9 protein-coding genes, 1 tRNA gene and 1 other RNA gene are annotated in these 12055 nt (G+C 72.0%); 6 read left to right on the plus strand and 5 right to left on the minus strand.

Annotated elements, in window-relative coordinates; translation table 11 throughout:
• Positions 1-94 precede the first annotated feature (94 nt).
• On the plus strand, positions 95-2263 hold the full coding sequence (locus GB864_RS16315; RefSeq protein ID WP_160426758.1) for an MMPL family transporter: 2169 nt from the start codon (positions 95-97) through the stop codon (positions 2261-2263).
• Between the two features lie 55 nt (positions 2264-2318).
• Positions 2319-2858 (plus strand): YaeQ family protein, encoded by a 540-nt coding sequence (locus GB864_RS16320; protein ID WP_160426759.1) that lies wholly within the window; start codon positions 2319-2321, stop codon positions 2856-2858.
• A gap of 90 nt (positions 2859-2948) precedes the next feature.
• Here the strand turns inward: GB864_RS16320 and GB864_RS16325 are convergent.
• Positions 2949-3033 (minus strand) — tRNA-Ser (locus tag GB864_RS16325).
• A gap of 118 nt (positions 3034-3151) precedes the next feature.
• Between GB864_RS16325 and ffs the strand changes: the two genes are divergently transcribed.
• An RNA gene (gene ffs, locus GB864_RS16330) (signal recognition particle sRNA small type) lies at positions 3152-3248 on the plus strand.
• A 243-nt stretch (positions 3249-3491) separates the two neighbouring features.
• On the opposite strand, the gene GB864_RS16335 is transcribed toward ffs, so the two are convergent.
• Genes GB864_RS16335 through GB864_RS16345 form a run of 3 tightly spaced genes read right to left on the minus strand, consistent with a single transcriptional unit; the run spans position 3492 to position 6765 of the window.
• Entirely contained in the window at positions 3492-4451 is a 960-nt protein-coding gene (locus tag GB864_RS16335; RefSeq protein WP_160426760.1) for an NAD-dependent epimerase/dehydratase family protein, read from the minus strand.
• On the minus strand, positions 4448-5398 hold the full coding sequence (locus GB864_RS16340) for a bile acid:sodium symporter (RefSeq protein ID WP_160426761.1): 951 nt from the start codon (positions 5396-5398) through the stop codon (positions 4448-4450). The genes GB864_RS16335 and GB864_RS16340 overlap by 4 nt, the downstream gene beginning before the upstream one ends.
• Positions 5395-6765, minus strand: coding sequence for a flavin-containing monooxygenase (locus GB864_RS16345; protein WP_336604047.1), 1371 nt, complete (start codon positions 6763-6765; stop codon positions 5395-5397). The genes GB864_RS16340 and GB864_RS16345 overlap by 4 nt, the downstream gene beginning before the upstream one ends.
• 247 nt (positions 6766-7012) lie before the next feature.
• Between GB864_RS16345 and pta the strand changes: the two genes are divergently transcribed.
• On the plus strand, positions 7013-9148 hold the full coding sequence (gene pta / locus GB864_RS16350; protein ID WP_160426763.1) for a phosphate acetyltransferase: 2136 nt from the start codon (positions 7013-7015) through the stop codon (positions 9146-9148).
• Positions 9145-10347 (plus strand): acetate/propionate family kinase, encoded by a 1203-nt coding sequence (locus tag GB864_RS16355; protein ID WP_160426764.1) that lies wholly within the window; start codon positions 9145-9147, stop codon positions 10345-10347. Before pta ends, GB864_RS16355 begins: the two co-directional genes overlap by 4 nt.
• A gap of 38 nt (positions 10348-10385) precedes the next feature.
• Here the strand turns inward: GB864_RS16355 and GB864_RS16360 are convergent, their stop codons facing one another.
• Positions 10386-10760, minus strand: a complete 375-nt coding sequence (locus tag GB864_RS16360; RefSeq protein ID WP_160426765.1) for a TraR/DksA family transcriptional regulator — start codon at positions 10758-10760, stop codon at positions 10386-10388.
• A gap of 118 nt (positions 10761-10878) precedes the next feature.
• On the opposite strand from GB864_RS16360, the gene GB864_RS16365 reads away from it, so the two are divergent.
• A partial coding sequence (locus GB864_RS16365) for a DNA polymerase III subunit gamma and tau (protein ID WP_160426766.1) occupies positions 10879-12055 on the plus strand: 1177 nt, incomplete at its 3' end.

Consider the following 12055-nt stretch of genomic DNA (forward strand, 5'->3'; position numbering starts at 1 on the left):
CGCACCCCCCCCCTCCCCCCCGGCGCCCCGCCCCCCCCCCGCCCCCCGGCGGGACCCCCCATCCCTGCCGCCTCACCTCTTGGAGGATCCGGAAATGCTCGCCGCACTCGGACGATTCGCCGTCCGACGACGCTTCCTCGTCATCGCCGCCTGGAGCGTGCTCGTCGCGCTCGGACTGTTCAGCGCGGGCGAGGTCTTCGACCGGATGACCTCCGTCGCCGACGCCCCGGCCGGTTCGGAGTCCCTCCTGACCGAGGCGGAACTCGACGACCTCGATCCGGAGGGGGAGATCGTCACGGCCGTGATCGCCGGCGAAGACTTCTTCGCCCCCGTCCTCCGCGACAGCGCCAGCGCCGCGATGGCCGAGATCCGCGCCGTCCCCGGCGTCGCCGAAGTGACCGACGCGTACACGAGCGGCGGGCTCATCGGCGACGACGGCCGGTCCTCGCTCGTCGTCGTCGAGCTCGACCGGGGACTCGGCGAGGAGGAGTCGCTGTCGGCTGCGGCCGCCGTCTCGGCGCTGCTGCACGGCATCGAGGCGCCCGAGGTCCTCGTGGGCGGCGAACTGCTCGCCGAGCAGGCGTTCGTCGATCGTGCCCTGACCGGGGCCGCCGTCGGCGAGGGACTCGCGATCCTCGTACTGCTCGTCGTCCTCGTCATGGTGCTCGGCGGATTCCGCGCCGGCCTCCTGCCGATCGCGGTCTCCCTCGCGACCATCGTCGCCTCGCTGCTGGCCCTCGCCGCTCTGGTGCAGGTGATGCCCGTCAACGAGTTCGCGATCAACATCGTGACGATCCTGGGGCTCGGCCTCGCGGTCGACTACAGCCTGCTCATGCTCTTCCGGTTCCGCGAGGAGCGTGCGGCCGCGCCGGACGACGACCTCGCGGAGCAGTTGGCGCGCACGGTGCGCTCGTCGGGCCGGGCCGTGCTCGTCTCCGGCGCGGCCGTGTTCATCGCGCTGATCGGCCTCCTGCTGCTCGGCGAACCGCTGCTGTCGGGGATGGCTCTCGGCGGCGCCGTCGTCGTCCTGCTGGCGACCCTCGCCGGGTTGACGCTCGTCCCCGCCGCCATCGCCCTCGTCCACCGGCACCTGCCCGAGCCCGGCGTCCGCACCTGGTCGCGGCCGTGGGGCGGCCGAAGCCGGGCCTCCGTCGGGTTGCTCGGGCGTTCGGCGGCGCTCGCCGGGCGTCGTCCGGTCGGTGTGCTGGTCGGCGCCGCGGCGCTCCTCGGCGCCCTCTCGGCGCCGGTCGCCTCCCTCGCGCTCGACAGCTCGGACATCCGCTCGCTCCCGGCCGGCACCGAGGAACGCGTGTCCTACGAACGCGCCGCATCGGGCTTCGCCGGACTCGGCGTCGAGCCGGTCACCGTACTCATCGAGGGGGACTTCGACGACCCCGCGGTGCGCGGCCTGCTCGACACGATCGCCGCCCTCGACGGCGTCGCCGACGCCGACCTCGTGCCGGACCTGCCGAACTCGGTGACCGCGGTCGACGTCACGCCGACCGGCGACAGCGCGACCGGCGAGGCGGCGAGGCGGCTCGTCGGCGACATCCGGGCCCTCGACACGGAACTGACCCTGCAGGTCGCGGGTCCGGCAGCCGCACTCGTGGACACGCAGGCGCATCTCGCGCAGCGCATCCCGCTCGCCATCGGCGTCGTGGTGCTCGCGAGCTTCGCGCTGCTCTTCGCCCTGACGCGCTCCGTCGTCGTGCCGCTCAAGGCGCTCGCCATGAGCACGCTCACCATGACCGCGACGCTCGGCGTGCTCGTCATGGTGTTCCAGTGGGGCTGGGGCGCCGCCCTGCTCGGGTTCGAACCGATCGGCACACTCGACGTCACGACCCCGCTGCTCATCGGCCTGCTCGCCTTCGGCCTGACGATGGACTACCAGGTGTTCCTGCTCGCCCGCATCCACGAGCGGTGGAGCGCGCGCGACCCGCAGGCCGATCCGCGCCGGGCGAACGCCGAGGCGGTCCAGTTCGGGATCACCCGGACGGGACCGGTCGTCACCACCGCGGCCGCGGCGATCGGGATCGTCTTCCTCGGCTTCGCGATCGGGGAGCTCGTCGCGATGAAGGAGATCGGGATCGGGATGCTCGTCGCGGTGCTGCTCGACGTCACGCTCGTGCGCGGGTTCTTCCTGCCGGCGGCGATGACGCTGCTCGGGCGATGGAACTGGTGGCCGTCGGGGTCCGCCCCGAGGCGGCCGGGACCCGAGGCCGAGGTCGAGCGGCCGGAGAGGCGAGTCCCGGAACTCGTGTAGTCGCGGGATGCGCGGGGGCATCGGGTCGCCGGGCCGCTCGGTAGACTCGACCCCCGTGGCAACCGGAGCAACGATCCACACCTTCACGGTGAACCTGGCCGACGTCGACCGCGGGGTGTACGAGGAGCTCGACCTCCGCGTCGCGCAGCACCCGTCCGAGACCGGGGCGTTCATGCTGACCCGGGTGCTCGCCTACTGCCTCGAGTACGCCGAGGGCATCGCCTTCACCGACGGCGTCTCGGCGACCGACCTGCCCGCCGTGCTCGTGCGCGACCTCACGGGTCGCATCCTCGCGTGGGTCGAGGTGGGCGCTCCGGATGCCGAGCGGCTGCACCTGGGCTCGAAGCAGTCCGAGCGCACCGTCGTCTACACGCACCGCGACCCGGCGAAGGTCGCCGCGCTCTGGAACGGCAAGCGCATCCACCGCGCCGACGAGCTCGTGCTCCACAGCTTCGACCCGGGCTTCATCGACGCCGCCGTCGACGTCCTCGAGCGCCGCAACGCGATGACCCTGACGGTCACCGAGCGTCGGCTCTTCCTCGAACTCAACGGCACGACCCTGGAGTCGGACCTCCACGAGTTCCCCCGCGACTGATCGCGACCCCGAACCGGTCCGCCCGCCGGATCGACGACGGGGAAAATGAAACGCCCCCGGCCGGAGTGGAGTCCGAACGGGGGCGAATCGCGGAGGATGGGGGATTCGAACCCCCGAGGGCTTTCACCCAACACGCTTTCCAAGCGTGCGCCATAGGCCACTAGGCGAATCCTCCTCGGCGTGCTGCCGGAGCAGAACGACCGCATACGATCCTACCCGACGCGAGGGGATGCTCCGAACCATCGCGATCCGCTCGGCGGCGCGAGCACCGCCCGGCGTCGGGTAGACTCGTCCACGGCTCCCCGCGTGGCGCCATCCAGGCCAACTCCCCCAGGGCGGAGACGCAGCAAGGGTAACCGGGCTCTGGCGGGTGCGCGGGGGGTCCTTTTCGTTTCCGGATGCCCGCCGCAGCGCCGCTGGTCGAGCAGCGAACTCCCGTTGGTCGAGTAGCGAAGCGTATCGAGACCCGGTGAGGTTGCCCGCCGGACCTTCGTCGGTCGAGTCGGCGTTCCGCTGGTCGAGTAGCGAAGCGTATCGAGACCCGGTGAGGCTGCCCGCCGGAGTCCGGCAGTCGGCTCGCGGGGTCTCGATACGCTCGCTGGCGCTCGCTACTCGACCGGCGGTGGCGGCTCGCTACCCGAGCGCCTTCAGCCCGAGCGCCGACAGGTACGACTCGAACGCCTCGCGGCTCGTCTTCGCCGGCGTGTAGCCGAGCTCCGTCTTCAGCCGCGCATTGTCGAGCACGGGCCGGAACTGCAGGAAGCCCACGCGCTCGGGGCCGTGCACCGTGAGCTTCAGCGCGCTGCCGACGCGCAGCGCGAACGCCAGGACGCCGGGGGAGAGCGTCAGCGTGCGCTTGCCCATCGCCGCGGCGATCTCCGGCACGGTCACCCGCCCGTCGCCCGCGACGTTGAACGCGCCCGTCGCCGGACCGGTCGCGCCACGCGCGATCGCGCCCACCACATCCGTGACCCAGACGAAGACGAACGGGCTCTCGGAGCCGCGCACGACGAGCAGTCGCGGACCCTCCCAGAGGGCGGTGATCTGATTGGCGACATCCGGGCCGAGGATCGTGCCGATGCGCAGGATCACCTGCTCGAGCTCCGGGTTCGACTGCCGGTACTCGGCGAGCAGTTCCTCGACGCGGCGCTTGTGCCGCGAGTAGCTGAATTCCTCGTTGCCGCGGATCGCGTCGCTCTCGCTGAGCCACTCGGGGTTGTCGGCGTGGTAGCCGTAGGCGGCGCCCGAGCTCGACACGACGATGCGGCGCACGCCGGACTCGACCGCGGCGGCGAGCACGTTGGCGGTGCCACCGACGTCGACGGCCTCCTCGACGGACTCGGGCAGCGTGCCCGGGTTGACGATGGCGGCGAGGTGCACGATCACGTCGACCGCGTTGCGGGCGAGCACGCCGCGCACGGCCTCGGGGTCGGTCACGTCGCACGTCTCGACGACGACGCCGTCGGGCACGGGACCGGCAGGCGGGCGGATGTCGCCCGAGACGACGAGCGAGACCTCGGGATGCGCGGCGAGCGCCGCGACCGTCGAGGAGCCGAGGAACCCGGAACCGCCGGTGACGAGGATGCGGGTCACGCGACGCCTCCCGCCGTCGGAGCGGCCTCGAGCAGAGCATCCTCGCTCGCCTTCGACCGCGTGCGCCGCGCCCAGAGCGTCGCGACGATGAGTCCGGCGATGATGTCCCAGATACCCCACCAGCCGGCCACGATCGCCATGCCGCCGAGGCCGCCGAAGAACGTGAAGACGAGGCCGAGGCCGAGGCCCGCGTTGCGGATGCCGACCTCGAACGTCATCGCCTTGCGCTCCCGGGAGCCGAGCCCGCCGATGACGGCCGAGCCGTAGCCGAGCGCGAGGGCGACCGCGTCGTGCAGGAACACGGCGAGCAGCACGACGCCGACGTAGGCGACGAAGAACGCCCAGTTGCCGGCGAGCGCCGCGATGATGAAGCCGAGCAGGGCGATGAGGCTGCCCCAGCGGAACCACGGCTGCACGCGCGCCGCGAAGCGCGGCCACCGGTTCGCGATGAACAGGCCGGCGACGAACGGCAGGCCGATGATGAGCAGGATCTCGAGCAGCATCTGCCACCCGTTGAGGCTCACCGCGTGCACGATCTCGCGGGCGGTCGGGTGCAGGCCGCCCCAGAAGGCGATCGAGATCGGCATCAGGAAGATGTACAGCACGTTCGCGACGGCCGTCATGGACACCGACAGTGCGACGTTGCCGCGGGCGCGGTAGGTGAGCACCTGCGAGATGTTGCCGGGCGGGCAGCACGCCACGAGGATCATGCCGAGCGCGATCGAGGCCTGCACGTTCAGCAGCAGGCTGAGCCCGAAGGTCACGGCCGGCAGCAGCACGATCTGCGCCACGAGCGCGATGATCATCGCCTTCGGCGCGGTCAGCACCGCACGGAAGTCCGACACCTTCGTGTCGAGCGCGATGCCGAACATGATGAGGCCGAGCACGAGGTTCAGGGCGGTCATCGCCCCCGGGGTGAAGTTCAGCAGGACGTCGTCGATGTTCACGCGCGCACTCCTTCGTGCTCCGCCGTCGCGGCGGTCGTGGCTGCCGCGCGCGGGGCGCGGGCGGGGTCGGGCAGGGTCTCGGTGAGCTTGCGCACCGTGCCGCGGTACGCGTCCTTGTTGACGTAGTACGACATGCGCGCGAGTCCGAGGTAGCGGTAGCCGCCGGTCAGGTCGGGCCACGGCTTCGCCGCCTGCGCGCGGAAGCGGGCCGCGCTCGCGGGGGCATCCTGCACGGCCTTCAGGTAGCGCCCGAGGAGGCGGGCCTGCTCGGCCCGGCCCTCCCAGCCGATGCCGGACGCCTCGATCATGCCGAGCACGGCGAGGCCGTTGAAGGAGCGCGGGAAGACGTTGAGGTAGAGCTCCGGGGCGTCGCCGGTCCAGTCGAGGTGCTCGCGGTCGACGAAGGGGTAGTCGAGCCGGTACCCCGTGGCCAGCAGGAGGAGGTCGTAATCGGCGCTCGAGCCGTCGGCGAAGTGCACGGTGCTGCCCTCGAACCGATCGATGTCGGGTTTGACGCGGAGGTCGCCCTGCCCGAGGTGGTTCAGCACGAGCGTGTTCACGATCGGGTGCGACTCGTAGATCTTGTAGTCGGGCTTCGGGAACCCGAAGCGCACGGGGTCGCCGGTGAAGAGCTTGAGCACGCGGGAGTCGACGAACTGCTTGATCCGCGCGGGCAGCGGGCGGCCCTGGTTGAGCGTGTCGGAGGGCTTGCCGAAGAGGTAGCGCGGCACGAACCAGTAGCCGCGGCGCACCGACAGGTCGACGGATGCCGCGTGGTGCACGGCGTCGACGGCGATGTCGCAGCCCGAGTTGCCGGCGCCGATGACGAGCACGCGCTTGCCGGCGAACTCCTGCGCCCGCTTGTACGCGCTCGAATGCCGGATCTCCCCGGCGAACTCGCCGCGGAAGGCCGGCACGTTCGGCTCGGCGAGCGTGCCGTTGGCGAGGACGACGGCCGAGAACGTCTCGGTGCGGCGGCCCTCGGGGCCCTCGCTCGTGACGAGCCAGCCGCGCTGTCCGGAGGCGTCCCCGTCGACGGGCTCGACCCTCACCACGCGGGTGCCGAAGCGGAACCGTCGGCGCAGGTCGAAGCGGTCGGCGAACGCGCCGAAGTAGCGCACGAGCTCGCGGTGGCCCGGGTAGTCGATGCTCGAGTCCATCGGGAACTCGGCGAACTCCGTCGTCGTGCGGCTCGAGATGAGGTGGGCCGACTCGTAGACGGTCGAGCGCGGGTTGTCGATGTCCCAGAGGCCGCCGACGTCCGACGAGGCTTCGAAGCCGACGAAGTCGAGGCCCGCGGCATCGAGCGCACGGGCGCCGGCCAGGCCGGACGGTCCCGCGCCGATGAGGGCGATGGGGTGGTGCACGTGCAGTCTCCGATGACGCAGGGGAACGGCGCGTTCGGGGCGACGCGCTGGGCAAGGGTAGATCACCGCCGGGCTCGCCGCACATCGGCGGCCGGCAGGGCGACCGGGTGCCGCGAGCCGATCGTTCCGCCGACCTCCGATCGGATCGGGCGCGGCGTTCGTGCATCCTGCCGATTGCCTGCGAGCCTGGACGTCGGCTGGACGAATGGCCTCGATTCCGGGCACGCGCCTCACTAGCCTGGAAGACGTGGCGCACCGCATCTACATCAGTTCCATCGAGGGCAACGCCGGGAAGTCGACGGTCGCCCTGGGCACGCTCGACACGCTCGTGCGGCGTGCCAGCCGCGTCGGCGTCTTCCGGCCCATCGCCCGCTCCACCACCGAGCCCGACTACGTGCTCGAACTGCTCCTCGCGCACGAGGGCGTGATCGACCTCGACTACGCCGACGCCGTCGGCGTCACGTACGAGGACGTCCACCAGAATCCGGATGCCGCGCTCGCGCGCATCGTGCAGCGCTTCAAAGCGGTCGAGGCGCGCTGCGACGCCGTCGTGATCGTCGGCACCGACTTCACCGACGTCGCGAGCCCGACCGAGCTCGCCTACAACGCGCGCATCGCCGCGAACCTCGGTGCGGCCGTGCTGCTCGTGCTCGGCGGCCGTGCGGGGTGGAGCGCCCACCCCGAGCAGCTCGGCGCCGCGCCCGCCCGCAGGCCGGAGGAGATCGCCGGACTCGCGGAACTCTCGCTGGAGGAGCTCGAGCGCGAGCACGCGACGCTGCTCGGCATCGTGGCCAACCGCGCCGACCCCGACGCGCTCGACGAGATCATCTCGGCGATCGAACGCGTGACCGCCGCCGGCGGCCGCGCCGACGCGCCCGTGTGGGCGATCCCGGAGGACCGCTACCTCGTCGCACCGAGCGTGCGCTCCATCATGCGGGCCGTCGACGGCGAGCTGTACTCGGGCGACGAGGCGCTCCTCGACCGCGAGGCCCTGGCCGTCGTCGTCGCCGCGATGTCGATGGAGAACGTGCTCGACCGCCTCATCGAGGGCGGCATCGTGATCGTGCCCGGCGACCGCAGCGAGGTGCTGCTCGGCGTCATCACGGCCCATGCGTCGACGGCGTTCCCGTCGATCTCGGCGATCGTCGTCAACGGAGGCTTCCCGATCGCGCCGGCCATCGAGCGGCTCATCGCCGGCCTCGACGTCGACCTCCCGGTCATCCGCTGCGAACTCGGCTCCTACGCCGCCGCCGTCGCGATCACCCGAACGCGGGGCCGGCTCGCCGCCGAGTCGCAGCGCAAGCACGACACCGCGCTCGCGCTCTTCGAGCGGCACGTCGACGGCGAACGGCTGCTCGATCGCATCGACCTCGGCGTGCCCGAGGTCGTGACGCCCCTCATGTTCGAGTACACGCTGCTCGAGCGCGCCCGCGCCGCCCAGCAGCACATCGTGCTCCCCGAGGGCGACGACGACCGCATCCTCCGCGCGGCGGCGACCCTGCTGGCCCGCGGCGTCGCCGAGCTCACCATCCTCGGCGAGGAGATCGAGGTGCGCTCCCGCGCCCTCGGCCTCGGCCTCGACATCCGGCGCGCCAACGTCGTGTCGAACCACGACGCCGTGCACGTCGCGAAGTTCGCCGCCGAATACCAGCGCCTGCGCGCGCACAAGGGCGTCACGCTCGAACAGGCGCGCGAACGAGTGCAGGACGTCTCCTACTTCGGCACCATGATGGTCGCCACCGGCCTGGCGGACGGCATGGTCTCGGGCGCCGCGCACACCACGGCCCACACGATCAAGCCGTCCTTCGAGATCATCAAGACGAAGCCGGGCGTCGGCTCGGTCTCGAGCGTCTTCCTCATGGCCCTCGCCGACCGCGTGCTCGTGTACGGCGACTGCGCGGTCATCCCCGACCCGACGAGCGAGCAGCTCGCCGACATCGCGATCGAGGCCGCCGAGACCGCCCGCCAGTTCGGCATCGAGCCGCGCGTGGCGATGCTCTCCTACTCGACCGGCCAGTCCGGCTCGGGCGAGGACGTCGAGAAGGTGCGCCGCGCGACCGAGCTCGTGCGCGAGCGGGCGCCGGAGCTCGCCGTCGAGGGCCCGATCCAGTACGACGCCGCCGCGGACGCCGCCGTCGCGAAGACGAAGCTGCCCGAGTCGGCGGTCGCCGGCCGCGCGACGGTCTTCGTGTTCCCCGACCTCAACACCGGCAACAACACGTACAAGGCCGTGCAGCGCTCCGCGGGGGCGCTCGCGATCGGCCCGGTCCTGCAGGGACTCAACAAGCCGGTCAACGACCTCTCGAGAGGGGCGCTCGTGCAGGACATCGTGAACACCGTCGCCATCACCGCGATCCAGGCCGGCCAGGAGACGGGCGAATGAGCATCGTCCTCGTCGTCAACTCCGGCTCGTCGTCGCTGAAGTACCAGCTCATCGACCCCGAGACGGGCACGCTCGCCTCGGGGCTCGTCGAGCGCATCGGCACCGACGGCGGGCGGCTCGAGCACCAGGTCCCGGATGCCTCGGGCGGCACGGCCTCCTTCGAGGCCGACGTCGACGCGCCCGACCACGGCGCCGCCTTCGACGCCATGTTCGCGGCCTTCGGCGAGCATGGGCCCTCGCTCGCGGAGCATCCGCCCGTCGCCGTCGGCCACCGCGTCGTGCAGGGCGGCGCCCGCTTCGTCGAGCCGACGATCGTCACGAAGCTCGTGAAGATCAACATCGACGAGCTCTCGACGCTCGCGCCGCTGCACAACCCGGCGAACCTCGCCGGCATCGAGGCCGCGGAGCGCAAGTTCCCCGACGTGCCGCACGTCGCCGTCTTCGACACGGCCTTCCACCAGACCCTGCCGCCGGCCGCCTACACCTACGCGATCGACCGGGCGCTCGCCGAGAAGCACCGCATCCGCCGCTACGGCTTCCACGGCACGTCGCACCGCTACGTCTCCCGTGCCGCCGCCGAGTACCTCGGCCGGCCGCTCGAGGAGCTCAAGACGATCGTGCTGCACCTCGGCAACGGCGCGTCGGTCTGCGCCGTCGACGGCGGCCGCTCGGTCGAGACGAGCATGGGGATGACTCCGCTCGAAGGGCTCGTCATGGGCACGCGCTCGGGCGACATCGACCCGGCGGTGCTGCTGCATCTGCAGCGGCGCGTGCATCTGTCGCCGAACGACGTCGACCGGGTGCTCAACCGCGAATCGGGCATCCTCGGCCTCTCAGGGCACGCCGACATGCGCGACCTCGTCGCCGCGGTCGAGGCGGGCGACGAGACCGCGCAGATCGCGTTCGACGTCTACGCCCACCGCATCCGCGGCTACGTCGGCGCCTACGCCGCCCAGCTCGGCCGCGTCGACGCGATCGTCTTCACCGCCGGCGTCGGCGAGAACTCGGCACCGGTGCGCGCCGCCGCGCTCGCCGGACTCGAGGGGTTCGGCGTCGTGCTCGACGCCGAAGCGAACGCCGTGCGCAGCCGCGAGCCGCGCACGATCTCGACGGCGGACTCGAGGGTGTCCGTGCTCGTCGTGCCGACCGACGAGGAGCTCGAGATCGCGCGGCAGACCCTCGAGGCCGTCGGCGCCTGAGCCCCGCGCCACGAGCCGGGTCGGGCGTTCCGGCCGTCTCAGCGCTGCTTGCGCGCGCAGTCGATGCAGTACTCGGCCGCCGGGCGCGCCTCGAGGCGGGCCTTGGCGATCTGATTGCCGCAGTTCACGCACACGCCGAACGTGCCCCGTTCGATGCGGTCGATCGCCGCGTCGATGCCGATGATCTCGGCGTTGACGTCGACGATCTGACCCGAGAGCTGGGACCAGGCCTGCGACATCGTCGGGCCGTCGGGGTCGTGCTCGTCGTCGGCGGAACCCTCTGCACGCGCCTGCCTCGCGACCCCGAGGTCGTCCTCGAGCGCCGCGAGATGCACGAGCGTCTCGGCCCGGCGCTCGTCGAGGAGCGTTCGGAAGTGCTTCAACGCGGTCTGGGTCAGCGTTCGTTCGGCCATTCGGTCCCCCTCCGGATCGGCCGTACCTGCGGATGCGGGGCGAGCATACTCCTCGGCGCGCCATGCCCGGCCGGAACGCACGGGCCGCGTGTCGGAGGCGCCGATTAGCATGGGGTCCGTGGTCACCGCCCTCTACCGCCGATACCGGCCCGACGCCTTCGCCGACATGATCGCGCAGTCGCAGGTCACCGAGCCGCTCATGACCGCACTGCGCACCGATCGGGTGAACCACGCCTACCTCTTCAGCGGCCCGCGCGGCTGCGGCAAGACGACGTCGGCGCGCATCCTCGCGCGCTGCCTCAACTGCGCCGAGGGCCCGACCGACACGCCGTGCGGCACCTGCCCGAGCTGCGTCGAGCTGGCCCGCGACGGCGGCGGCTCCCTCGACGTCGTCGAGATCGACGCGGCGAGCCACGGCGGCGTCGACGACGCCCGCGACCTGCGCGAGCGCGCCATCTTCGCCCCGGCCCGCGACCGCTACAAGATCTTCATCATCGACGAGGCGCACATGGTGACGCCGTCGGGCTTCAACGCGCTGCTGAAGATCGTCGAGGAGCCGCCGGAGCACGTGAAGTTCATCTTCGCGACCACCGAGCCCGACAAGGTGCTCGGCACGATCCGTTCGCGCACCCACCACTACCCGTTCCGGCTCGTGCCGCCCGGTCCGATGCTCGAGTACGTCGGCAAGCTGTGCGCCGAGGAGGGCGTGGCGGTCGCCCCCGGCGTGCTGCCGCTCGTCGTGCGCGCGGGCGGCGGGTCGCCTCGAGACACCCTCTCGCTCCTCGACCAGCTCATCGCCGGCTCCGAAGGCGATGCCGTCGACTACGAGCGCGCCGTCGCACTGCTCGGCTACACCCACGGTGCGCTGCTCGACGACGTCGTCGATTCGCTCGCCGCCCGGGACGCGCAGGCCGCGTTCGCCGCGGCCGACCGCGTCGTGCAGACCGGCCAGGACCCGCGCCGCTTCGTCGAAGACCTCCTCGAGCGCCTCCGCGACCTCATCGTCGTCGGCGCCTCCTCGCCGCAGGCCGCGGCCGCGGTGCTCCGCGGCGTCCCCGACGACGAGCTCGACCGCATGGCAGTGCAGGCCCGCTCGTTCGGCAACGCCGAGCTCTCCCGGGTCGCCGACCTCGTCAACACGGCCCTCGCCGACATGACGGGCGCGTCCTCGCCCCGACTGCAGCTCGAGCTCATGCTCGCCCGTGTCCTCGTGCCGGCGCCCGGCGCCGAGGCACCGGTGCCCGTCGGCGCGGGCCGTCCCGAGGCCGCGCGCCCCGCGGCCGAGCCGGCTCGCG

Origin of the sequence: Agromyces seonyuensis, assembly GCF_009789225.1 — a bacterium.
Taxonomy (GTDB): domain Bacteria; phylum Actinomycetota; class Actinomycetes; order Actinomycetales; family Microbacteriaceae; genus Agromyces; species Agromyces seonyuensis.

Coding starts and splice junctions, on each gene's coding strand:
- GB864_RS16315 (WP_160426758.1), top strand. CDS start 95: ATGCTCGCCGCACTCGGACGATTCGCCGTCCGACGACGCTTCCTCGTC.
- GB864_RS16355 (WP_160426764.1), top strand. CDS start 9,145: ATGAGCATCGTCCTCGTCGTCAACTCCGGCTCGTCGTCGCTGAAGTAC.
- GB864_RS16360 (WP_160426765.1), bottom strand. CDS start 10,760: ATGGCCGAACGAACGCTGACCCAGACCGCGTTGAAGCACTTCCGAACG.